Raw genomic sequence first — 22,915 nt, forward strand, 5'->3', positions numbered from 1 at the left:
TTGGGGTCCTTCGGATCGGACGTCATGCGGCGCCTCCTCCGAATCAGCCGGCGAGGAACGCCAGCAGGTCTTCGTTGAGCCGTTGCGTGTGGGTCACGGCGAAACCATGCGGCGCGCCCGGATACACCTTCAGCTCGGCGCCCTTGATCAACTGCGCGGCGACCTTGCCGGTGGTCTCGAACGGGACGATGGCGTCGCCGTCGCCATGGATCACCAGGGTCGGCACGTCGACCTTGGCCAGGTCGCCGCGGAAATCGGTTTCCGAGAAGGCGGTGACGCAATCCACGGTGCCCTTCAGCGAGGCCAGCAGCGCGATGTTCAGGGTCTGGGTGAGCACGCCGTCGGAGACCTTCTGGCCCTTGTCGATGCCGTAGAACGGCGTAGCGAAATCGGCGATGAACTGCGCGCGGTCCTTGAGCAGCCCGTCGCGAATCCCGGCGAACACCGACGGGTCGACGCCCTGCGGATAATCCGCCGTCCTGCCGAAGATCGGCGTCACCGCGCCGAGCAGCGCCAGTTTGGCCACGCGGGAGGTGCCGTGGCGGCCGATGTAGCGGCTGACGTCGCCGCCGCCCATGGAGAAGCCCACCAGGGTCACGTCGCGCAGGTCGAGGTGCTCGATCAGTTGGGCGATGTCGTCGGCGAAGGTGTCGTAGTCGTAACCTTCCCACGGCTGGCTGGAACGGCCGAACCCGCGACGGTCGAAGGCGATGGTGCGGTAGCCGCGGCTGCTCAGGTACTCCATCTGGTATTCCCACATGTCCGCATCCAGCGGCCAGCCGTGACTGAACAGCACGGGCTTGCCGCTGCCCCAGTCCTTGAAATAGATCTCGGTGCCGTCGCGGGTAGTGAATGTGCTCATGGTGGGTTCCTCTCTGTTGTGTTTGATGACACGAGGGTGGCCGTCAGTGCGGCCGGATCAGCGTGCGTTGAGCCAGCCGGCGCAACAGCGGCTGACGTAGGGCATGATCAGGTAGACCACGGGCACCACGATGCACAGGGTCACCAGCATGTTGCTCGGGACCACGCCGCCGAGTACCGGGTAGCGCTGCCACAGCGGCTGCCAGAGCGGCGGAATCAGCATCGTCAGCGGGCAGATCACCAGGTAGGTGAGCACCGCTTGCTTCCACTTCGGCGGCTGGCGCACGTCCGGGTGCGGCGGGGTGAACCAGAATTCGGCATCGGCGTGCACTTCCGGATGATCGCCATCCTCCAGCAGCGGCAGCACCTCCTCGATCAGCAGGCGCCGCCGGTCCGAGGCGATCCAGTCGTTGAGCTGCCAGGCCTCGGCGAAACGGATCACCGTGGTGAAGGGCCCCTCCTCGCTTTGCGGGCGAATGACGTTCACCCCCAGATGGCCGCTCTGCTCCTTGGCCGCCGCCACCGCGCGCTTGAGCCAGGCCTCGTAACCGGGCCGTTGCCCCGGACGCACCTTGTGCTGGATGACCAGGGTGACGACATCGTTGAGATCGACGCTGCTCATGGGGAGTGGCCTCCTGCCAGGGAATACGCGCGGCGCTGCCGGCGAGCGAGGTGTGCGTCCAGCGAATGACGCCCCGGCCCGGCCACCGCGAGGCTGAAGAAGATCGCGACCAGCAGCCAGCCGAACTGGCCCTGCTCCAGCGTCCATTCGGGATGCACGAAGAGCAGCGCGACCAGCAGCAGGAAGATCACCGGCAGGCAGGCCAAACGGGTGAACCAGCCCACCGCGATGAGCAGCGGGCAAAGCACCTCGGCGGCGATCGCGGCCAGCAGCGTGGGGTAGGCGCCGAGGTGCAGCGGGTCCTCGATGGTGAGCAGCGAGGCGCGGAAATTCAGTGCCTTGGGCAGGCCGTGCACCGCCAGCAACAGGAAAGCACCGCAGAGGCGCAGGCAAAGCAGACCGAGGTCGGGCCGGGGCGGCCAATGCATGCGGTTCACGTGCGCCTCTCCTGCAGGAATGAAAGATGCGGCCGGCATACGACCACCGTTGCCCGCGACGGGCGAATGGGCCCGGACGAGGGTTTCCACTATGCGCAGGGCGGCGGACTCGCGATTGGACGGATGTGCTGTATTGCGCGCGCCGAATCGCGTCGATCGGCACGTCGCAACGATGAACAAGCGTCGGGCGGACCACCGTCAACCCAAACGGGACAATCATTCCATTTTCAGGTCGTTAATCTGATCAATAAAGGACAGTAGTATCTCTCCCATCGCAGCGCGGAAGCTTCCTTCGGCGCCGCCTCAACCGAGGAGAATCATCATGCTGGCAATCCGCAAATCCACCGATCGTGGCCGCGCCAACCATGGCTGGCTGCAGTCCTTCCACACTTTCTCGTTCGCCAACTACCGCGACCCGCGCGAGCAGGGTTTCTCCGACCTGCTGGTGATCAACGACGACACCGTGGCGCCCGCCCGCGGCTTCGGCCAGCACCCGCACCGCGACATGGAGATCTTCTCCTACGTGCTGGAAGGCGAGCTGGAGCACCAGGACAGCCTCGGCACGGGCTCGGTGATCCGCCCGGGGGACGTGCAACTGATGAGCGCCGGCACCGGCGTGAGCCACAGCGAATACAACCATTCGGCGGCCAACCCGGTGCACTTCCTGCAAATCTGGATCGTGCCGGATCGGCGTGGCGCGCAACCGGGCTACCAGCAGCAGCATTTCGATGAGGCCAGCAAACGCGGCCAACTGCGGCTGATCATCTCGCCGGACGGCGCCAGCGGTTCGCTGCAGGTGCGCCAGAACGCGCGGGTCTACGCCGGGCTGTTCGACGGCGATGAGCAGGCACGCCTGACCCTGGACGAAGACCGCTACGCCTACGTTCACGTGGCGCGCGGCAGCGTCGAGCTCAACGGCGTGCAACTGCAGCAGGGTGACGGTGTACGGCTGCGCGACACCCGCGAGCTGACCCTGAGCCACGGCGCAGGCGCCGAGGTACTGGTCTTCGATCTGCGCGCGCAGGAACTGCCGCAGATGCCGTGACCGGCTTCATCCACGCACACCCGAAGCGCGCCTCCCGGCGCGCTTTCGGCTGTCCGCGATTCGGCGCGGGCGGGATCAGGGCTGGCCGGGACGCGCCTCGTGGCCCATCGGCGTGCTGTTGGGCAATTCGACGTCGGCATCCTCGAAGTCCGGGCTGTGCACCTCGGAATCCATCGGCATGTGGGCGTAACGCTGCACATCCGGCGTCGCGGCCGGCGGCTGCCGCTCGAGCAGGCGCTTGGCTTCGCAGCGCCCGGTCAGGCCACGGACGAGCGCCGCACCGCCCAGCGCCATTGCCAGCAAGCCGCCCAGCCCACCGCGCCGCGCGCCTTTGCCGAGCAACACCAGCCCGGCCGCCAGCGAGGCGCCGCGTTCCCAGCCGTGGACGTTCTGTTCAGCGGTCTTGTCGAAGAGTCGGTTCATGGGGTTCTCGCTTATGGGGAGTCGCTACAGCTGACCGCTCGATCGCTCCTCCTGTTCACACGAGGCGACCACATGGCCCGCGCATGCCGGTTGGCGCGGCGAAGCTCTCGGGTTTCCGCGCCGTTCAGCGGGCCATGCCGTAGCCGATGTGGAAAGGCTCCATCAGCTTCTGGTTGGGCCGCTTGGTGGAGATCAGGTTGGCCGTGTGCAGCAGTTGCGGCACCAGCTCGGCCAGGGCCTTTTCCAAGCTCCAGAACGCGGTGGATACCGAGATGTTGAGCGCCGCCACCGGCCGCCCGCGCACATCGAACAGCGGCACCGCCAGGGCCAGATCGCCGAGGTAGAACTCCTCGATGCTGTAGGCAAACCCGCTCTCGCGCGCCGCGGCGATCATCGCCAGCAGCGCGTCGATGTCGGTCACGGTGTTGGGCGTCAGCCGCGGCCGCTCGGAGGCCTCGAGAATCTCCAGCACCCGTTCGTCCTCCAGCCCGGACAGGTAGGCGCGGCCGGCAGAGGTGCAGTAGATCGGCAGCTGGCGCCCCACCGGCATGTGCACGATGCTGCGCTGCGGACTGGGAAAGCGGCCGATGTAGACCATGTTCAGGCCGTCAGGCTCGGCCAGGTTGACGGTTTCGCCGGTGACCCGGTTGAGGTCCAGCAGGTAGGGATTGGCGCGCTCCAGCAACAGGTTGGACTGCAGGTAGCGGTAGCCGACGTTGAGCGCCTTGGGTGACAGTGAGAAGCGCTTGCTCTGGGCGTCCTTCTTCAGCAGCCCGAGGGCTTCGAGGGTGTAGGCGAAGCGTTGCGCGGCGCTGCGCGAGATGCCCACGGTCTGCGCGATCTCCGGCAGGTTCATCGAGGCATGTTCGGCATCGAACGCGTCCAGAACCGCCAGCCCGGTGGCCAGCGACTGCACGAATAGCGATGAATCCTCTCGGCTCATGGTCGTTCCTGCGAAATGAAAAAGGTCGACGCCTGCATCGAGGCGTGTGGCGAGCATACTCAAGAATATCGCTATGCGATATTCATCGATTGTTAAACGATCCCAAACTATTGAATGTCCGTCTGGCGCACACCGATACTCCGGTCATGGGTTTAGTGCCGGATGGACGTATCGAATGCACGCTGATGGGTTGAACAGGATCGCCGTGATCGGCGCCGGGATCGTGGGTCTGTGCACCGCGCATTACCTGCGCAAGGCCGGCCACGCCGTGGTGGTGATCGATCCGCAGGACGCCGGCGCCGGCTGCTCGTCGGGCAATGCCGGCTCGCTGGCTTCCGGCGCGGTGGCTCCGCTGGCGATGCCCGGCATCCTGCGCAGCGCGCCGGGCATGCTGATGGATCGCCGCGGTCCGCTGTACGTGCCGGCAGACTACCTGCTGCGGGTCGCGCCCTGGATGACGCGCTTCGTGCTCGCCGCGCGGCCCGATCGGGTGGCACGCATCGCCGAGGCGCTGCACCAGTTGATCGGAGATGCGGTGGCCTGCCACCGCGCGCTGGCAGCGGAGATCGGCCATCCCGAGCTGATCGTCGACAGCGGGCAGATCCACCTTTACCCAAACGCCGAGGCGATGGACAAGGACGCCGCCGGCTGGGCACTCAAACGCGAGCACGGCCTGCGCCTCGAACGCATCGATGCGGCGCGTATCCACGCGATGGAGCCCGCCGTGGGCGCGGAATACCGCATCGGCTACTACCTGCCCGAGCAGCCCTGGGTCGCCAATCCGCAGCGCTACGCCACGGCCCTCGCCGATCACCTGAAAGCTCGCGGCGTGGAATTCGCCCGCACCTCGATCAGGCGCCTGCAGGCGCAGGAGGCTGGCTGGCGGCTCCACGGCGACGGAGCCTCCTACGCGGCGCGCCAGGTGGTACTCGCCGCCGGTGCCTGGTCCGCCGAACTGCTCGCCACGCTGAACCTGAAGGTGCCGCTGGAATCGCAGCGCGGCTATCACCTGAAGCTCCTCCGGCCGGGAGTTTCGCTCTCCCGGATCGTCGTGCTCGCCGACCGCAAGGTGTTCATCACGCCGATGGAGGACGGCCTGCGGGTCGCCGGCACGGTGGAATTCGGCGGCCTGCAACGACTGCCCAGCGAGCGCCGCGCCGCGCTGCTGGCCGAGCATGCCGAAGCCGGCCTGCCCGGCCTGGACACCCGCGAGCGGGAATCCTGGATGGGCCACAGGCCCTGCCTGCCCGATTCGCTGCCGGTGATCGGCCCGGTGCCCGGCCACGGCGGCCTGTGGTGCGCCTTCGGTCACGGGCACCTCGGCCTGACAGGGTCCGCCCCCACCGGCCGGTTGATCGCCGCGGCGATCGGCGACCCAGCCCAGGCCCGACGCCTGGCGCCGTTTTCGCTGTCGCGCTTCCACGGCGCGGCATCCAGCCCTTCCACTCACTCACGATGAGGAACACACATGAGCATTACCCGTCACGATAGCGGCGCGCGCATGAGCCGCGCGGTCGTCCACAACGGCACCGTCTACCTGGCCGGGGTGATCGCCACCGACCGTAGCGGCGACATCCGCGCGCAGACCGCCGACGTGCTGGCGCGCCTGGACGGTTTCCTGACCGATGCCGGGACCGACAAGAGCCGCCTGCTCAGCGCACAGATCTGGCTGAAGGACATCGACAGGGACTTCTCCGGGATGAACGAAGTCTGGGATGCCTGGGTCGCAGCTGACGCCGCACCGGCCCGTGCCACCTGCCAGGCGCGCCTGGCAAGCCCCGACCTGCTGGTGGAGATCATCGTCACCGCCGCCCTGTGACCCGTGATCCGCCGGCCACAAGGCGGACGCCACCCTATCGATGCTGCCGTTCTCAATCAGGAGCTACGCCCGAATGAATGCCTTGCTGAAATATGCGGCCTGCGCCGCCCTCGCCGTTCCCGCGCTGATCGGTACCGTCCAGGCGGACACGCTCAAGGTGGGCGCGACACCCACCGCGGTGCCCTTCAACTACCTCGACACGCAGAGCAACAGCCTGCAGGGCGTGATGATCGACATCGCCCAGGCGCTCGGCCAGAAACTGGGTTTCACCCCCGAGCTGCAGGCGATCCCCTTCGCCGGCCTGGTGCCGTCGCTGCAGACGCAGAAGATCGACCTGATCAGCTCCGCCTTCGCGATCAACCCGGCGCGCGCCAAGGTCGTCGACTTCTCCGACGAACTCTTCGCCTACAGCGAGGAGGTGGTGTACCGCGGCGACGGCACCTACAAGAGCGCGGCGGACTTCGCGGGCAAGGTGGTCGGCGTGCAGACCGGCACGGTGATGGTGGAGCCGATGCAGGCGGCCAAGGGCCTCAAGGAACTGCGCATGTACGAAAGCATGTCCGACATGATCCGCGAAGTGGCCCTCGGCCGCCTCGACGCGGCCATCGGCGACGGCCCGGTGATGCGCTACACGGTCAAGCAGTCCGGCGCGAAAGACCTGCACGTCGCCGAGGATTATCAGAAGCAGATCCGCATCGCCATCGGCATCGCCGTGCGCAAGGGCAACGCCGACCTCCTCGCCCGGGTGAACAAGGGCATCGCCGAGCTCAAGGCCGACGGCACCCTCGACGGCATCCTGAAGAAGTGGGAAATCACCCCGTGATCCGCTAGTCCGGCGCCCGCAACGGGCGCCGCAGCAAAGGAGTTACGCCATGTTCGATGGCTTTTTTAGCGATGCCCTGCGCTTCCTGCCGATTCTGCTGCAAGGCGTGTGGATGACCATCGCCATCACCCTGTGCGCGCTGGCGTTCGCCTCGCTGCTGGGGCTGGTCTGGGCGTTCCTGCGGGTTTCCGGCGTGCCGATCCTGGCGGGCGGCTCGAAGACCATCACCAACCTGATCCGCGGCGTCCCGATCATCGTCATCCTGTTCTACCTGTACTTCGTGATGCCGGAAATGGGCGTGCAACTGAGCGCCTTCCAGGCCGGTTTCATCGGCCTCGGCCTGGCCTATTCGGCCTACATGGCGGAAGTCTTCCGCTCGGGTATCGAGGCGGTGGACGCCGGGCAACTCGAGGCGGCCAATTCGCTGGGCATGTCGCGCACGCTGATGATGCGCCGGGTGGTGCTGCCGCAGGCGTTCAAGATTGCCCTGCCGCCCTACAGCAACAACATGATCCTGCTGCTCAAGGATTCCTCGCAGACCTCGATCATCACCGTGGTGGAGCTGTCCATGCAGGGCAAGCTGATCGCTGCTTCCTCCTTCCAGAGCGCCACGGTGTTCACCCTGGTGGCCCTCATGTATCTCTGCCTGAGCCTGCCGTTGATGGGCCTGGCCAGTCTGCTCGAGCGCAAGTACAAGCGGGGTACGCGATGATCGTCATCGACAGCATCACCAAATCCTTCGGTAGCCAGAAGGTGCTGCACGGCGTCAGCGCCACCATCGAGCGCGGCGAAGTGGTCTGCCTGATCGGCCCCTCCGGCTCGGGCAAATCCACCGTGCTGCGCTGCATCAACGGCCTGGAAAGCTACGACGGCGGCACCATCAGCATCGACGGCGTGAAGGTCGACAACAGTGCCAGGAGCATTCGCGAGATCCGCCGCAGCGTCAGCATGGTGTTCCAGCGCTTCAACCTGTTCCCCCACCGCACGGTGCTGGAGAACGTCATCGAAGGGCCGATCTACGTCAACCACGTCAAGCGCGACGTCGCGCTCGGACGCGGCCGCGAGCTGCTCGACCGGGTCGGCCTGGCGGCCAAGCACGATGCCTATCCCACCGAGCTGTCCGGCGGCCAGCAGCAGCGCGTAGCCATCGCCCGCGCGCTGGCGATGGAACCCAAGGCGATCCTCTTCGACGAACCGACCTCGGCGCTCGATCCGGAGCTGGTCGGCGAAGTGCTCGGGGTGATGAAGTCGCTGGCGCAGGAAGGCCTGACGATGATCGTGGTGACCCACGAGATGGGTTTCGCCCGCGCCGTCTCCGATCGCACGCTGTTCCTCGAGAAAGGCATGATCGTCGCCCAGGGCACCTCTCGTGAAATTCTCAGCAATCCGACCAACGAGCGGATGCAGGATTTCCTCCGACGGGTTTCCCACGAGTGACGCCGGCAGTGGCCGCTGACGAAAAGCCCACCTTCAGGTGGGCTTTTCTTTGCCTAGAGATCGAGCGAGGTACTCAGCGCCTGGGGCGCGGCGTCGCCTACCCACCAGCGCAGGAGGGCATCGATACGCGTGCCGGGGGCGGCGCTCAGGCGGTTGCGCAGCGGGCAGCCGGGCTGGCCGGCGGGGAGCTCACCGCGCTGGCGGCTGCGGGTGGTGCCGGCGGCGCCCGTCGCATCGACTTCCAGCTCGAAACGCAACGGCCCGCCGAGGTCGGGAAAGCACAGTTCGAGTTCGGCGTGGCCCGGCGGTAGCGGCTGCAGACGCAGCTGCGGCGCATCCGTCGCCGCCGCCAGCGCGGCGCAGCCCAGCAGCACCGCCGCGCAGTAGCCGCGCACCGTCAGTGCTGGACGATGCTGGCGACGTTGCCGTCGCCGGTCTGGGTGATCCGCGCGGTCTGCGGCGTGAAGGTGTCGAAGCCGCCGGACTGGCTGATGCTGGCCTGGTTGGTCGAGCCGGTCTGGACGATGCTGGCGAGGTTGCCGATCCCCGCGCTGTCCAGGCTGGCGATGTTGGCGTCGCCGGTCTGGTCGATGCTGACCACGTAGTCGTCGCCGTCGACGACCAAGCTGGCGCTGTTGTCGTTGCCCGCCGAAGAGCCGCTGGCGCTGCCGTTGCGGCCGCTCTGGTCGACGAACAGGCTGTTGCCGTCTCCTTCCTGGGCGAATTCCAGGGCGTTGAACTTGAACTGGACGTTCGCCTCCATCTGGTTGCCGTCGCCGGTCTGGCTCAACGTCGCCCGGGGATTCTCCAGGCCGCCCTGGGTCAGGGCCAGCACGTTGTCGTTACCGTTCTGGCTGAGGCTGGCCGAACCGGAGAAATCCTGGTTCACCGACACCGCGTTGTTGTCGCCGACCTGATAGACCGTCGCCGAGGTACCGATGCCGCTCTGCACCGATTGCAGGCTGTTGCCGGTTCCGCTGGCGCTCGCCTGGAGCCAGTTGCCGGCGCCGTCCTGCTGCACGTCGGCGGTGTTGGTGGCGCCGCTCTGGCTGATGGTCGCGGTGTTGCCGATCAGCACGTCGAAGTTCACCGACTCCTGGCGCAGCGTGGCGCTGTTGGCGTAGCCGTCCTGGCTCAGGCCCGCGGCGTTGCTCTCGCCGCCGAGCTGATAGACCGCGCCGTAGTTGCCGGCGCCGCTCTGGTCGATGCTCACCTGGCTGTCGTAGGCGTTCTGCTCGCTGATGGCGGTATGCCCGGAGCCGCGCTGGGTGATGTCGCTGCTCAGGCGCACGCCGTACTGGGTCTGGGTGGCACTGTGGTCGCTGCCCTCCTGGTCCAGCGTGGCCTGGTTGTCGGTGCCGTTCTGTTCGAGGACCGCGCTGCTGTCGGCCAGCACGCAGGGTGCCGTCAGGGCGAAAGCCAGGGCAGCGAAGGGGATGAGCACACGCATGGGGATTCTCCGTTCTCTCGTTGTGACGTCCGTGCCGGTCAGCGGTATTGGCGGACCTGCATGTTCTGGTGATTGCCGAACTGGGTGATGCTGCTTTTGAAGCCGTCGCCGACCTGCTCGATGCGCGCGTCGTTGTACGCGCCGAGCTGACGGATCACGGCCTGGTTGTCGTTGCCCTGCTGGTCGATGCGCGCGCGGTTGGCGTAGCCGGTCTGGATGATCTGCGCGGAAAGTTCGCTGCCATCCTGGGCGATGGCGGCTTCCTGGGCGGCGCCGGTCTGGCGGATGAGGGCGACGAGGCGCTCGCCGGTCTGCCCGATGGCGGCGCGGTTGGCCAGGCCGATCTGCTGGATGCGCGCGGTACTGGCGGCGGCAGTGCGGGCCAGCTCGCTGCCGGACGCCAGGTCGGCGTTGTCCAGCAGGTCGGCGGCGCCGGCGTCGATGCCGCCCAGCGCCAGCGCCAGCGCTCCACACATGCCCCGCCATCGACTCATACCGCACCTGAACCAGGAGCCCGAACGGCGCAATTCTTCGCTCTTCCGGCACCTGGCGGGTATCGCCCCATCGGCTGAAAAAACGCCCCGCGAAGCCCTCGAAGGGATTAATCCCCCGTCGCCTTCGCGACCGCCGGTCGGCCCGGCGCCGCCTCCAGGTATTTCGCCAGCGAACTACCCGCGATGGCATTGGCGTCGGCCGCCCGCCACAGCCGCCGTTCGATACCTTGCGCGATCAGGTTGACCACCGCGGATTCGATCGCCGAGAGCACGCAGAGCTGCGCCGGCTCGTTGGTGGTGTAGCCGGATTCGGCCTCGAGAAGCTTCTTGAACTCGATGAACTTGAACACCCCGGCCTGGCGCCCGACCGAATAGATGGTCTTGGACGTCATCACGTTGGCCAGCACGCGCCCGCTGCGGGTATCGATGGCGCGCAGGTTCACCGTCACCTGATCGACCCGGTATTCCTCGGAAACCCCGATCCCCAGGTAGCGCGCGCCCTCCCCGCCGCTGCGCACGTTGGTGTCGTAGGCGACGATGCCGCCTTCGAGCAGCAGGTTGGCGGCCTGCAGCGACGGCAGCGTCTGCTCGAGATTTTCCGGCAGGTCCGGCTTGTTCTGCGTGGCGCGGATGATCTTGCGTTCGGTGAGCAGGTTCTGCAGGCCCTCGCGCTCCAGCACGATGAACCAGCCGCTGGTTTGCAGGGCGTCCACCAGCATGCTGCCGGCGCCCTGGGTCACCGCCGTGGAGAAGGAGCTGGACGGGTTCGGCTTGTACTGCCCGGACTGGTCGCGGAAGCCGTACACCGCCGCCACCAGCGGGCCCTTCGGCGGCGGCAGCGCGAGCAGGTCGTAGTAGGTCGAGGCGCGCGGGGTCAGGGTCGGCGCTGCGTGCTGCTCGGCGGGCATCGGGTCGTGAACCGAGCAGCCCTGAAACAGGCCGGCGCACAGCAGGAGGACGAGCGCATGCGGTTTCATGGATGAGGTCTCGCGCGGACTGATCACGGGGCGTTGAAGCCGCTGATGGAAATTTCCGAGATCTCGCCGGTGGCGCGATCGGTGATCTGCACGGTCAGGGTGCCGGAGTCGTCGACGATGTTGACGATGAACTGGTCGGTGGACAGGGTGCCGGAGCTGCCGTCGTTGACGTTGGCCAGCACCTGCGAGAGCAGCCGCGACTCCAGCTGGCTGGTGAAACGCTCCAGCGCCGAAAGACGGGTGCCGCCGGAGATGTCCGGGTCCTTGTAGCGGTCCTGGGCGGTCGCGTTGTTCAGCAGGTAGGTGCCGTTCAGCGGGCTGCCGCCGAAGGACGGGTTGACCGGCGTATAGACCAGTTCCGTGGCCTGGGCGCCGCCGGCCAGCGCCGCCAGCAAGCCAAGGCGAAGATGCCAGGTGCAGCGATGGCGCGTCATAGCTCGTCCCTCTCCATGTCGGTGTTGTCTTGCAGCAAATCCTCGAGTCGCCGGCGCGCGATGGCCTCGACGACCTGATCGGCCGCCCCGTAGGCCGAATCCGTCACCTGGGAAGCGTTCGGTTGCAGAAACTGGCGGTAGAGCACGCGCTGGTCCTGCTCGATCCAGATCAGGCTGCCCCAGCGTGCCGACGGCCGTTCGCGCACCACCAGGTTGAAATCCATCTCGGAAGTATCCGCCAGGCGGTCGCCGAAGGCGCGGTAGAAGTCATGGCCGAAGCGCGAAATGGTGCTGTCGATGACCAATCCCTGGATCAGCTCCTCGCCGGCATGCGCTGCGGCGACCGGCACCAGCGCCAGCCAGGCCAACAGCGGCCAGCGCCTCACGGCGACTCCGGCGAGCCGGCATGGAAACGCAGGGCGGCCTCAGCGCGATTGGCCGACCCGGTCTTGCGCAGCAGGTTGTGCATATGGCTCTTCACCGTGTGCGGGCTCAGGCACAGGGCGCGGCCGATGGCGGCGTTGGACAGGCCACGGCCGACCAGGCAGAGGATTTCGCGCTCGCGCAAAGTGAGCATGTCGCTGGACGGGCGTTGCAGTGCTCGCAGGCGTTGCACCAGGTAGGCCATCAGCGGCCGCGACAGCCAGTCCTGGCCGGCGAGCAGCACGTCGAGGCCACGCAGCAGCTGCTCGCGGCTGGTCTGCGGGGAGAACACGCCGCGGATGCCGGGATAGCGCGCGACCCAGGTCAGCGCCAGTTCCGGCGGGGCGTTGATCAGCGCGATGGGCGCCTGCGCGGGCAGCCGCTCGACACCTTCGGCGAGGCGCTCCGGGCACAGGCTGCCGATGTCCAGCAGGCGCAGCGCCGAGGGCTCGGCGAGGCGCGACAGGTCGGCCACCTGCAGCTCGATGGCCGAGCGCTGCTCGAGGAAATGCTTGAACAACTCGCCGAGCAGCGGATTGGTGGTGATCAGGCGAACCGTGGCCGGTAGCGCCGTCGACCTTTCTCTCCCGACTTCCATGTATCCCGTCCTTCGCGGGCCGTACCTAGATCGAGAAAGTAGCCTGTAACCAATCAGTTACAAGGACTAACGGACCAACAGCAGGAAAACCGACAAAAATTCGTCACCCTGCTCGAACCGTCAGTTTTTCCCCGCCCTGGCCATGCAGCGCTTCCAGCGCTCGTCGACGCGCTGGGCGAACCAGGCGGTGGTCAGGGTGCGGGTGATCTTCGGGCTTTCCAGGGTGATGCCCGGCAGCACCGCACGCGGCAGCGGCTTGCCGGCCTTGGCGTCGGCCAGGGCGAAGACGCGCCGGTAGAGGTCGGTGTCCTCGAAGTCGAGGCTGTCGCCATGGTTCAGCGCGCGCCGAATGTCGCCGTCGCTCATCTCCAGGCGCTTGCCCAGGGTGCGCACCGCGCGCTCGGTCTGCCCGGCCAGCGGCGAGTTGGGCAGCAGCAGGTCGCCGTCCAGCGCCAGCTTGATCCCGGTCAGCCGGCTCACCGCGCTCTGGAACGCGGCGTTGCGGCTGGCATACCAGCCGGCGTTGAAGTCGGCGAAGCGGTACAGCGGCTGCGGGTAGTTCACCGGATAGCCGAGCAGATGGGCCGTGCCGAAGTACAGCCCGCCGCGGCGGCTGAACACTTCCTGGCGGATCGAGCCGTCGACCGGGTACGGATACCCCCGCGCGTGCGCCTGGGCGAAGTCGATGCTGACCTGCATCGGCCCGCCGGTGTGCACCGGGTTGAGACCGCCGAACAGCTGGCGCCCCATGGGCACCATGCTGATGAAGTCGTCGAAGATCGCGCTCAGTTCCTTTTCCGTGCGCACCGCCGCGAGGCGCTGGCTGTAGGTCCTGCCATTCGGCGAGTCGATGCGCAGTGCGGCGCTGACGAGGAAACCCGGTACGTGCAGCGCGCCGGCGCGGCGGTCGATTTCCGCGCGGGCGATCTTCGCCAGCCCGGCCACCGGCGGGTCGGCCTGGAAGGTCGACTCCTGCTCGGTCACCGCCAGCACCGCGCAGAGGTTCTCGGTGGTGGTGGAAATCTCCTGCGCGGAGAACGCGGTGTAGATGTCCGCCGCCCAGCCGTTGCGGTCGGCGACGCTGGCCGGCATCAGCCGGACGATCTCCGCGCGCACCACCTCGGCGGCGCGCTCCGGCGGCTCCTGCGGCCGCTGCGTGCCGCACCCGGCGAGCAGCAGCGCGAGGCAGGCGATGAAGGGAAGACACGGGCCGCGACGGACGACAGCGGTTGTCGGTGAGCGGTACGCCGGTGCGGCGAAGTCGATGCGAGGAGGATTCATCGGCCATCAATAACCGCATCCGCACTGCCCGGGCAACCCGCAGCCGTTGGGCGGTCGGCGCGGGATGAAAAAGGACTGTTCGGCCGCCCGCCAATCGGATAAAAAGCAGCCCAGCCAACCCACCCGTATTTCCCTACCAGGCCCGCCGTTCGACGCTGCCGTCGGCCCGAGAAACGAATAATGAAAAGGCTGTATCTGCTTGGGCTTCTGGCCTGCCTCGTTCAACCGGCATTCGCCGACGTCAAACCCACCGCCGCCCAGGACAGGCAGGCGTTCATCGCCGACCTCATCGGCCGCATGACCCTCGAGGAAAAGATCGGCCAGCTGCGCCTGATCAGCATCGGCGCGGACATGCCGCAACCGCAGATCCTCAAGGAAATCGCCGCCGGGCACATCGGCGGCACCTTCAACACGGTCACCCGCGCCGACAACCGGCCGCTTCAGGATGCCGCAGTCAGCAGCCGGCTGAAGATCCCGATCTTCTTCGCCTACGACGTGGTCCACGGCCACCGCACGATCTTCCCGATCAGCCTGGCGCTGGCGTCGAGCTGGGACATGCAGGCGGTCGCCCTGGCCGGCCGCACCTCGGCCATCGAGGCCGCCGCCGACGGCATCGACATGACCTTCGCGCCGATGGTCGACATCACCCACGACCCGCGCTGGGGCCGCACCTCGGAAGGCTTCGGCGAAGACCCGCACCTGGTCTCGATGACCGGCGCCACCATGGTCAAGGCGTTTCAGGGCGCCGCGCCGAACACCGCCGACAGCGTGATGGCCAGCGTCAAGCACTTCGCCCTCTATGGCGCGGTGGAAGGCGGTCGCGACTACAACACCGTGGACATGAGCCCGGTGCGCATGTACCAGGAGTACCTGCCGCCCTACAAGGCCGCCCTCGATGCCGGCAGCGGCGGCGTGATGGTGGCGCTGAACTCGATCAACGGCGTGCCGGCCACCGCCAACACCTGGCTGATGCACGACCTGCTGCGCAAGGAATGGGGCTTCAAGGGCGTCACCGTGAGCGACCACGGCGCGGTCACCGAGCTGATCAACCACGGCGTCGCCGACAACGAGCGCGAGGCCGCCAAGCTGGCGATCAAGGCCGGCATCGACCTCTCCATGCACGACTCGCTGTACCGCGATGAACTGCCGGGCCTGGTGAAATCCGGCGAGGTCAGCGTGCAGGAAATCGACAACGCGGTGCGCGAGGTGCTCGGCGCCAAGTACGACATGGGCCTGTTCGCCGACCCCTACCTGCGCATTGGCAAGGCCACCGACGACCCGCAGGACAACAACGCCGAAAGCCGACTGCACCGCGAGGCCGCGCGCGACGTGGCGCGCAAGTCGATGGTGCTGCTGAAGAACGAGGCCCGGACGCTGCCGCTGAAGAAGCAGGGCAGGATTGCGCTGATCGGCCCGCTGGGCGATGCCAAGGTCGACATGCTCGGCAGCTGGTCCGCCGCCGGCGTGCCGATGCAGGCGGTCACCCTCTACCAGGGCCTGCGCAACGCGGTGGGCGACAAGGCGCAGGTGGTCTATGCGCGCGGCGCCAACGTCACCGACGATGCGCATGTCGTCGACTACTTGAACTTCCTCAACTGGGACGCCCCGGAAGTGGTGCAGGACCCGCGCCCGCCGAAGGAGCTGATCGCCAACGCGGTGGAGGTCGCCCGTCAGGCCGACGTCATCGTCGCCGCGGTGGGCGAGTCGCGCGGCATGTCCCACGAGTCCTCCAGCCGCACCAGCCTGAGCATTCCGGCCAGCCAGCGCGCGCTGCTCAAGGCGCTCAAGGCCACCGGCAAACCCCTGGTGATCGTGCTGATGAACGGCCGTCCGTTGCAGCTGAACTGGGCCCAGGCCAACGCCGACGCGATCCTGGAGACCTGGTTCAGCGGCACCGAAGGCGGCAACGCCATCGCCGACGTGCTGTTCGGCGACTACAATCCGTCCGGCAAGCTGCCGATCTCCTTCCCGCGCTCGGTCGGGCAGATCCCCACCTACTACAACCACCTGCGCATCGGCCGGCCTTTCATCGAGGGCAAGCCGGGCAACTACACCTCGCAGTACTTCGAGGAGCCCAACGGCGCGCTGTACCCGTTCGGCTACGGCCTGAGCTACACCCAGTTCAGCCTGTCCGACATCAGCCTGTCGAGTGCCACGCTGCGGCGCGATGGCCGGCTCGAAGCCAGCGTGACGCTGAAGAACACCGGCACGCGTGACGGCGAAACGGTGGTGCAGCTGTACATCCAGGACATCGCCGCCTCGATGATCCGCCCGGTCAAGGAGCTGAAGGACTTTCGCAAGGTCATGCTCAAGGCCGGCGAGGAGCAGGTGGTGCGCTTCGACATCGACGAGGACGAGCTGAAGTTCTACAACGCGCAACTCCAGCACGTGGCCGAGGCCGGCCGTTTCAACCTGCAGATCGGCCTGGATTCGAAGGACGTGAAGCAGCAGGGCTTCGAGCTGCGCTGAGCAGCGCTGGCGCTTCCGCGCGCAGGGTGGGCCTTGGTCCACCCTGCGCCGCCCCGCCCTCTACCAGCCCGGCACACCCTGGCGGATCGCCGGGGAAAAGTCCGCCCGCCCGGCCGCCTGCTTGGCCCGCTCGGTGATCCGCCCGCGCTCGCGCAGCACCGTAGGGTGGGCTGAAGCCCACCCTACCGCCGCCCTACCAGCCCGGCACGCCCTGGCGGATCGCCAGGGAAAAGTCCGTCCGTCCCGCCGCCTGCTTGGCCCGCTCGGTGATCCGCCCGCGCTCGCGCAGTTGCTCCAGCGACAGCCCCGGTTGCAGGCCGCCCTGCTCCATCACGTAGCCGGGCAGGTAGCCGCTGAGCAGCAGCCGGTAATCCAGCGGCAGGCCGCCGACGATCTTCTGCATCATCTGGAACACCAGCGTCGTGCAGTTGGCGGTGGCACTGTTGTACCAGCGCGGTTCCCGCTGCAGCTCATTGGCCTGTTCGACGTACGCCAGCAGCAGTTGGCGGATGTCCTCGCGCGGCAGGTCCACGCGGTAAAGGTAATCGTCCTCGCCACGCACGTTGGTGCGTACCGCGACGATATCCCGCTCTTCGGCGGCGATGATGCTCAGTTCGTACTGTTTGAAGAAGCCGGCCAGCGACGAATAGCTTTCGCCCTTCTCCTTGCGGATTTCCACAGAGAAGGTCAGGAAACGGCCGTCGCCGAAACCGAAGGACACCAGCACATGGGCGATCGCCGGCATCCCCCAGTAGGACGTGACGAAGTCGACGGACTCCAGTCGGGAAAGGTCATAGCGTTGTGCCTGCCAACGCACGTCGAAGTCCTCGTCGCTGCGCCAGGTGAAGTCGCGCACCTGATCCATGAGCAGGACGTCGCCCTCGACCCGGCCGGTGGCGAGCTTGGCCACGTCGGGGCTCCAGTCGCGGGTCGCTGACGGCGCGATGGCGTTCCACCAGACCAGCAGCGCGGCGAAACCGAGCGCGTAGCCAGCCAGGCCGAGCAGCACCCGGTGGCGCCAGAGCAGCACCAGCGCAAGCACGCTCAGCAGCACCCACGCCGCGGCACCGGCATAGCGCAGCGCCGTCGGGCCGGGCAGCCGGTAGCTCAGCGCCAACGCGGCCCAGGCCGCCGAGGCCAGCACCAGCAGCGAAGTCAGGGTAAGCAGAAGTACACGCCACATGAACGTCATCCCTATCAGGGCCGGAAATTGAGAGAGCCTCGCCTCGAGGCGGGCCTGCATCCTATCGCGACGGACGGCGATGCCCGTCTCCGCTAGGGACAGTTCCGCGGCCGATTCGTCCCGCCGCACGCGGCTCGGAAGAAAACCGCTGCCGCTGCCGGAACGCCTGCAGGCACGCATGGTCGGAGCTTTCTACAACACCGGACACATCGGCCGCCGCAGTGGAGAGCGCAGATGGGTACTGTTTACTACGTCGGAACCTGCCCGCATTGCCTGGCCACCAAGCGCACCTTCACCTCGTGCCGACAGACGCTGCTGCGCAAGAACGAGTCCGGCTCGCGCTGGCGCCTGCAGATGAGCTGCAACACCTGTACGCTCCGCGTCGACGTACTGCTGGCCTCTGCCGGACTCGACGGCCCGCTGGATGGCCCCGGCTCGATCACCCTTCCGCGTCACGGCGGGCAGATCGCGCCGGCGCTGCCGTTCGTCGTCCACGCGGTGTATCCGAAACCGCGGGCGATCCCCGCGCCCTTCGCCACGCCGTTGCAGCCAGCGGATCGCCTCTCGGCGGCCCGCGCGCGGCTGGCACTCGGCGACTTCGAAGCCTGCGCGACACTCTGTGTCAGCGCGCTGGACCTGGCCAGCCACGACCTGCTGCCGGGCACCGCCGGCCTTCGCGAGCGTTTCCATCGTCTGCGCAACGAGGGCGTGATCCCGTCGGCGCTGGCTGCCTGGGGTCATTTCGTCCGCATCGAGGGCAGCGCCGCGACGCTGCTCGACGATGACGTCGCCGAGGAGGAAGCCCAGGAACTGCTGGACTTCACCGAGACCTTCCTGCTGTTCGCCTTTTCCCGCCCCGGCGCGGGAATCGCCGCGCCTCGCCGGCGCGCGGGCTGATCCGAGGACCGGTTTCCGCAGCCGCAGCGCCAACGGATCGACTGACCGACATCCCCCTTCGCGACGAGAGAAGGCGCGCATCAGCTCCCTGATGCCGAACCCTTTCTGCGCTCGGTCGCACGCCGCATCTCTACCCTCGATCCGCTGGAATCAACGGCCTACATGGCGTCAAGCCCTGCGGGAACAAAAACGGCTGGATTGATATCAAATTTGTAACAGTGAATTGCACAACTTTTTCACTGCGGCAATTTGTAACACCTTACCCTATAAAAACGTCGGGAAGAGACGACCAACGGACCACGGCCAATCGGTTCCGGTGCAGCGCATCGACCTGGCCCCTGCCCCTCAAAGGTCGCGTGCCCCCACGTGGATGTTTCCGCCTGCGCCTGCATGGCAACGGCACCACCGTGAACTGATAGCGACTACGCCGCTTTCGGCGAGCAGCCCCGGCTCGTCAGACGCGTATCGCAGGAGCCTCGCATGACCGATAAATCCAAAGGCTTTACCCGACGGCAGATCCTTGTCTCGTCGGCGGCTTCGCTCGCCGTCGGCGCCGCCGCCAGCGCCAAGGCGGCCACCGTAGCCGGTACGCCCGGGTGGATTCCCTTCGACCACAACGGCCCGATGCACTACGACACACCCGGCTGGCAGTTCTTCACGGCCGAGGAAGCCCGCGAAGTCGAGGCGATCGTCGAGCGCCTGATTCCCGCCGACGACCTCAGCGTCAGTGGCAAGGACGCCGGCTGCGCGGTGTTCATCGACCGTCAGCTGGCCGGCGAGTACGGCACCTTCGCCCGCCTCTACCGCGAAGGCCCCTTCACGCCGGGCACGCCGGCGCAGGCGGACCAGTCGCCGCTGGTGCCGCAGGAGCGTTACCGCATCGGCCTCGCCGCCCTCGGCAAGTACTGCCAGGCGCAGTTCCAGAAGCCGTTCAGCGGCCTCGAGGGCGAGCAGCGCGACAAGGTGCTGACCGATCTGGAGAAAGGCGCGATCACCCTCGAGGGCATCGACGCCCAGTTCTTCTTCCAGCAGGTGCTGGGCAACACCATGGAAGGCTTCTTCGCCGACCCGATCTACGGCGGCAACCGCGACATGGTGAGCTGGAAAATGATCGGTTTCCCCGGTGCGCGTTATGACTACCGCGACTACATCGCGCTGCATAACCAGAAGCTCGACCTGGTACCGCTCTCCATCATCGGCAGCTCCGCCTGGAACAAGAAGGGTTAATCGACATGGCTACACCTAAGAAACTTCCCGCCACCGACGTGGTGGTCGTGGGCCTCGGCTGGGCGGGCTCGATCATCGCCAAGGAACTCGCCGACGAAGGCCTGAACGTGATGGGCTTCGAGCGCGGCCCGTGGCGCGACACCGCCGTGGACTTCAACCTGGCGTCCGCCACCGACGAGTTGCGCTACAACCGCCGCCAGGAACTGATGCTGCGGACCAAGCAGAACACCTGCACGATGCGCAACACGCCGGCCGAGACCGCCCTGCCGATGCGCGACTGGGGTTCCTTCCACCCCGGCAACGGCACCGGGGGCGCCGGCAACCACTGGGCCGGCATCACCTTTCGCTTCCAGCCCACTGAATTCCGCCTCGCCAGCTACCTGCAGGAACGCTATGGCAAGGAAGTACCCGCCGAGCTGACCCTGCAGGACTGGGGCACCACCTGGGAGGAAATGGAACCGCACTACGACGCCTTCGAGCGCCTGGCAGGGGTTTCCGGCAAGGCCGGCAACCTCAACGGCACCGTCGTCGAGGGCGGCAACCCGTTCGAGGGCGCCCGCTCCCGGGAATACCCGAACCCGCCGACCGCTCAGACCTACGCCCCGACGCTGTTCGCCGAAGCCGCGCGCAACCTGGGCTACAAGCCGTTCCCGGTGCCCTCGGCGCTGGCCTCGCAGGCCTACACCAACCAGTACGGCGTGACCATGGGGCCGTGCACCTTCTGCGGTTTCTGCACCAACTACGGCTGCGCCAACTATTCCAAGGCCAGCGCCATCGTCAACGTGCTGCCAGCGCTGATCCGCAAGCCCAACTTCACCGCCAAGACCAATGCCGAAGTGCTGAAGGTCACGCTGGACAGCACCGGCAAGAAAGCCACCGGGATCATCTACGTCGATGCCAACGGCGATCAGTTCGAGCAGCCGGCGGAGATCGTCGTGGTCGCCGCGTTCATCTTCGAGAACGTGCGTCTGATGCTGCTTTCCGGCGTCGGCCAGCCCTACGACCCGGTCACCAACACCGGCACCACCGGGCGCAACTACGCCTACCAGACGGCCAACAGCGTGCGCATGTTCTTCGATGACAAGAACTTCAATCCCTTCATCGGCGGCGGCGCCATCGGCATGGGCATCGACGAGTTCAACAACGACAACTTCGACCACGCGGGCCTTGGCTTCGTCGGCGGCGGCAGCACCCGGGTGACGCCGATCGGCGCCGCGCCGATCGACTCGCGCCCGGTGCCGCCGGGCACCCCGGCCTGGGGTTCGCAGTGGAAGAAGGCGACCGTGGAGAACTACGCCAGCTCGATGTCCATCGGTTGCGAGGCGAGCAGCTACAGCAAACGCACCAACTACCTGTCGCTGGACCCGAACTACACCGACCCGCACGGTCGCCCGCTGCTGCGCATCACCTTCGACTTCCCGGAGAACGACCTGCGCATGGCCGAGTACTGCACCAACAAGGTCGCCGAGATCGCCAAGAGCATGAACCCCCGGGCGTTTTTCCCCTCGCCGCGCAAGGGGCCGTGGGCGAACACCTCGTACCAGTCCTCGCACATCGTCGGCGGTTTCATCATGGGCGCCGATCCGAAGAACAGCTCGGTGAACAAACACCTGCAGGTCTGGGGCGTGCCGAACCTGTTCGTGGTCGGCTCCTCGGCCTTCCCGCAGAACCCCGGCTACAACCCGACGGGCACCGTGGGCGCCCTGGCCTTCAAGGCCGCGGATGCGATCCGCAGGCTCTATCTCAAGCGTCCGGGGGAGATGATCAGCGTATGAAAACCACACTCTCCCTGTGCGCCGGCCTGCTCGCCCTGAGCCTCGGCACGGCCAACGCGGCCAGCGGCGGCGACTCCTACAACCTGGTGCAGAAAGGCCGCTACCTGGCGACCCTCGGCGACTGCACGGCGTGCCACACGCAGCCGGGCAAGCCGTTGTTCGCCGGTGGCGTGAGCATCGACACCCCGTTCGGCAAGCTGGTCGGCGCCAACATCACCCCCGACCCGGAGACCGGCATCGGTGGCTGGAGCTTCGAGGACTTCCAGAACGTCATGTCCAAGGGCCACGCGCCGGGCGACAAGCGCCTCTACGGAGCGATGCCGTACACCGCCTACACCAAGGTCAGCCGCGAGGACAACCAGGCCATCTGGGCCTACCTGCAGACCGTCCAGCCGGTGCACAACCCGGTGGAAACCAACCTGCTGCCGTTCCCGTTCAACCTGCGCAGCAGCCTGATCGCCTGGAACCTGCTCAACTTCGAGGAAGGCGAATTCAAGCCCGACGCGAAGAAATCCGAGCAATGGAACCGCGGCGCCTACCTCGTCCAGGGGCTCGGCCACTGCGGCACCTGCCACACGCCGAAAAGCCTGACCGGGGGCGACAAGAACGACGCCTTCCTCGCCGGCGCCGATCTGCAGGGCTGGGTCGCGCCGAACATCACCGCCGATCCGCACGCCGGCATCGGCGCATGGAGCGTCGAGGAAATCGTCCAGTACCTGAAGACCGGCGCCAACCGTTTCGACATCGCCTCCGGGCCGATGGCCGAAGCCGTGGAGCACTCCACCCAGCACTGGAAGGACGAGGACCTGATGGCGGTGGCGGTCTACCTCAAGGACGACCCGCGGACCGACTGGCCGAAGCCCGTCGAACCGCTGGCCGCGGACAGCCCGGCGATGGTCGCCGGCAAGGCGATCTACGCCGACCGCTGCTCGGCCTGCCACGTCGGTTCCGGCGAAGGGATCGCGCACTTGTTCCCGAAACTCGCCAAGGCCCCGCTGGTGAACGCCGCCGATACCGCCTCGCTGATCCGCGTGGTGCTGGCCGGCAGCCGCGCCGGTGGCACCGAGGCGGCGCCCACCGCGCCGGCGATGCCGTCGTTCGCCTGGAACCTCAGCGACGAGAACATCGCCGACGTGCTGACCTACGTGCGCAACAGCTGGGGCAACTCCGCCTCGCCGGTTTCCAGCGCCGAGGTGACCGACCTGCGGGACAGCCTGAACGAGCGCTGAGCCGCGCGACGCTCCATCCGCCACGCACTTCGCTGGCGTAACGAAAAGGCCACCTGCTCGGGTGGCCG

At 67.1% G+C, this 22,915-nt stretch carries 25 protein-coding genes; 11 read left to right on the top strand and 14 right to left on the bottom strand.

What is annotated here, in order from left to right; all coding sequences use genetic code 11:
• Positions 1-43 precede the first annotated feature (43 nt).
• From BLV15_RS11590 to BLV15_RS11600, 3 genes are read right to left on the bottom strand one after another with little or no spacing between them, the layout of a single operon-like run.
• The gene (locus BLV15_RS11590; RefSeq protein WP_090228191.1) at positions 44-862 is read right to left on the bottom strand and encodes an alpha/beta fold hydrolase; all 819 of its coding nucleotides are present in this window, start codon (positions 860-862) and stop codon (positions 44-46) included.
• A 57-nt stretch (positions 863-919) separates the two neighbouring features.
• A complete protein-coding gene (locus BLV15_RS11595) occupies positions 920-1,483 on the bottom strand; it encodes an antibiotic biosynthesis monooxygenase (RefSeq protein WP_090228194.1) in 564 nt (187 codons plus the stop codon).
• Positions 1,480-1,911, bottom strand: coding sequence for a DoxX family protein (locus BLV15_RS11600; RefSeq protein ID WP_090229060.1), 432 nt, complete (start codon positions 1,909-1,911; stop codon positions 1,480-1,482). The genes BLV15_RS11595 and BLV15_RS11600 overlap by 4 nt, the downstream gene beginning before the upstream one ends.
• Before the next feature lie 331 nt (positions 1,912-2,242).
• Here BLV15_RS11600 and BLV15_RS11605 point away from each other — a divergent pair, with 331 nt between their 5' ends.
• Positions 2,243-2,965, top strand: coding sequence for a pirin family protein (locus BLV15_RS11605; RefSeq protein WP_090228197.1), 723 nt, complete (start codon positions 2,243-2,245; stop codon positions 2,963-2,965).
• 75 nt (positions 2,966-3,040) lie between these two features.
• Here BLV15_RS11605 and BLV15_RS11610 read toward each other — a convergent pair whose 3' ends face one another.
• Both BLV15_RS11610 and BLV15_RS11615 read right to left on the bottom strand, forming a co-directional pair.
• Entirely contained in the window at positions 3,041-3,388 is a 348-nt protein-coding gene (locus BLV15_RS11610; protein ID WP_090228199.1) for a YgaP-like transmembrane domain, read from the bottom strand.
• A 124-nt stretch (positions 3,389-3,512) separates the two neighbouring features.
• Positions 3,513-4,331 carry an IclR family transcriptional regulator gene (locus BLV15_RS11615; RefSeq protein ID WP_090228202.1) on the bottom strand — a complete coding sequence of 273 codons (819 nt, stop codon included), beginning with the start codon at positions 4,329-4,331 and terminating at the stop codon, positions 3,513-3,515.
• A 175-nt stretch (positions 4,332-4,506) separates the two neighbouring features.
• Between BLV15_RS11615 and BLV15_RS11620 the strand changes: the two genes are divergently transcribed.
• From BLV15_RS11620 to BLV15_RS11640, 5 genes are all read left to right on the top strand, one after another.
• Positions 4,507-5,790: an NAD(P)/FAD-dependent oxidoreductase gene (locus BLV15_RS11620; protein WP_090228205.1), complete on the top strand. Its 1,284-nt coding sequence runs from the start codon at positions 4,507-4,509 to the stop codon at positions 5,788-5,790.
• Between the two features lie 9 nt (positions 5,791-5,799).
• A complete protein-coding gene (locus BLV15_RS11625) occupies positions 5,800-6,150 on the top strand; it encodes a RidA family protein (RefSeq protein ID WP_090228208.1) in 351 nt (116 codons plus the stop codon).
• Between the two features lie 73 nt (positions 6,151-6,223).
• Positions 6,224-6,973: a substrate-binding periplasmic protein gene (locus tag BLV15_RS11630; RefSeq protein ID WP_175534348.1), complete on the top strand. Its 750-nt coding sequence runs from the start codon at positions 6,224-6,226 to the stop codon at positions 6,971-6,973.
• Between the two features lie 49 nt (positions 6,974-7,022).
• Entirely contained in the window at positions 7,023-7,685 is a 663-nt protein-coding gene (locus BLV15_RS11635; RefSeq protein ID WP_090228213.1) for an amino acid ABC transporter permease, read from the top strand.
• Entirely contained in the window at positions 7,682-8,410 is a 729-nt protein-coding gene (locus BLV15_RS11640) for an amino acid ABC transporter ATP-binding protein (protein ID WP_090228215.1), read from the top strand. The genes BLV15_RS11635 and BLV15_RS11640 overlap by 4 nt, the downstream gene beginning before the upstream one ends.
• 53 nt (positions 8,411-8,463) lie before the next feature.
• Here BLV15_RS11640 and BLV15_RS11645 read toward each other — a convergent pair whose 3' ends face one another.
• The 8 genes from BLV15_RS11645 to BLV15_RS11680 form a co-directional block, all read right to left on the bottom strand.
• On the bottom strand, positions 8,464-8,805 hold the full coding sequence (locus tag BLV15_RS11645; protein WP_245728174.1) for a hypothetical protein: 342 nt from the start codon (positions 8,803-8,805) through the stop codon (positions 8,464-8,466).
• Positions 8,806-8,807: 2 nt separating this feature from the next.
• Complete coding sequence (locus BLV15_RS11650) at positions 8,808-9,860, bottom strand: hypothetical protein (protein WP_090228218.1); 1,053 nt, start codon at positions 9,858-9,860, stop codon at positions 8,808-8,810.
• A gap of 38 nt (positions 9,861-9,898) precedes the next feature.
• Positions 9,899-10,336: a hypothetical protein gene (locus tag BLV15_RS11655; protein ID WP_090228221.1), complete on the bottom strand. Its 438-nt coding sequence runs from the start codon at positions 10,334-10,336 to the stop codon at positions 9,899-9,901.
• Positions 10,337-10,461: 125 nt separating this feature from the next.
• Entirely contained in the window at positions 10,462-11,331 is an 870-nt protein-coding gene (locus BLV15_RS11660) for a CsgG/HfaB family protein (protein ID WP_090228225.1), read from the bottom strand.
• A gap of 23 nt (positions 11,332-11,354) precedes the next feature.
• Positions 11,355-11,765 (bottom strand): curli assembly protein CsgF, encoded by a 411-nt coding sequence (locus BLV15_RS11665; protein WP_090228228.1) that lies wholly within the window; start codon positions 11,763-11,765, stop codon positions 11,355-11,357.
• Entirely contained in the window at positions 11,762-12,151 is a 390-nt protein-coding gene (csgE, locus tag BLV15_RS11670) for a curli production assembly/transport protein CsgE (RefSeq protein WP_407072459.1), read from the bottom strand. Before csgE ends, BLV15_RS11665 begins: the two co-directional genes overlap by 4 nt.
• Positions 12,148-12,786 carry a response regulator transcription factor gene (locus tag BLV15_RS11675; protein ID WP_090228230.1) on the bottom strand — a complete coding sequence of 213 codons (639 nt, stop codon included), beginning with the start codon at positions 12,784-12,786 and terminating at the stop codon, positions 12,148-12,150. Before BLV15_RS11675 ends, csgE begins: the two co-directional genes overlap by 4 nt.
• 120 nt (positions 12,787-12,906) lie before the next feature.
• The gene (locus BLV15_RS11680; protein ID WP_090228232.1) at positions 12,907-14,067 is read right to left on the bottom strand and encodes a DUF1615 domain-containing protein; all 1,161 of its coding nucleotides are present in this window, start codon (positions 14,065-14,067) and stop codon (positions 12,907-12,909) included.
• Between the two features lie 180 nt (positions 14,068-14,247).
• Here BLV15_RS11680 and bglX point away from each other — a divergent pair, with 180 nt between their 5' ends.
• Complete coding sequence (bglX, locus tag BLV15_RS11685; protein ID WP_090228235.1) at positions 14,248-16,536, top strand: beta-glucosidase BglX; 2,289 nt, start codon at positions 14,248-14,250, stop codon at positions 16,534-16,536.
• 193 nt (positions 16,537-16,729) lie between these two features.
• On the opposite strand, the gene BLV15_RS11690 is transcribed toward bglX, so the two are convergent.
• The gene (locus tag BLV15_RS11690; protein ID WP_245728175.1) at positions 16,730-17,719 is read right to left on the bottom strand and encodes an Lnb N-terminal periplasmic domain-containing protein; all 990 of its coding nucleotides are present in this window, start codon (positions 17,717-17,719) and stop codon (positions 16,730-16,732) included.
• Positions 17,720-17,953: 234 nt separating this feature from the next.
• On the opposite strand from BLV15_RS11690, the gene BLV15_RS11695 reads away from it, so the two are divergent.
• The 4 genes from BLV15_RS11695 to BLV15_RS11710 all read left to right on the top strand — a co-directional run bounded on the left by BLV15_RS11695 (position 17,954) and on the right by BLV15_RS11710 (position 22,847).
• The gene (locus tag BLV15_RS11695; RefSeq protein ID WP_090228240.1) at positions 17,954-18,616 is read left to right on the top strand and encodes a DUF4145 domain-containing protein; all 663 of its coding nucleotides are present in this window, start codon (positions 17,954-17,956) and stop codon (positions 18,614-18,616) included.
• A gap of 480 nt (positions 18,617-19,096) precedes the next feature.
• Positions 19,097-19,843: a gluconate 2-dehydrogenase subunit 3 family protein gene (locus BLV15_RS11700; RefSeq protein ID WP_090228243.1), complete on the top strand. Its 747-nt coding sequence runs from the start codon at positions 19,097-19,099 to the stop codon at positions 19,841-19,843.
• Between the two features lie 5 nt (positions 19,844-19,848).
• On the top strand, positions 19,849-21,618 hold the full coding sequence (locus BLV15_RS11705; RefSeq protein ID WP_090228246.1) for a GMC family oxidoreductase: 1,770 nt from the start codon (positions 19,849-19,851) through the stop codon (positions 21,616-21,618).
• The gene (locus BLV15_RS11710) at positions 21,615-22,847 is read left to right on the top strand and encodes a c-type cytochrome (protein WP_090228248.1); all 1,233 of its coding nucleotides are present in this window, start codon (positions 21,615-21,617) and stop codon (positions 22,845-22,847) included. The genes BLV15_RS11705 and BLV15_RS11710 overlap by 4 nt, the downstream gene beginning before the upstream one ends.
• Positions 22,848-22,915: the final 68 nt, after the last annotated feature.

Origin of the sequence: Pseudomonas kuykendallii, assembly GCF_900106975.1 — a bacterium.
Lineage (GTDB): Bacteria > Pseudomonadota > Gammaproteobacteria > Pseudomonadales > Pseudomonadaceae > Pseudomonas_O > Pseudomonas_O kuykendallii.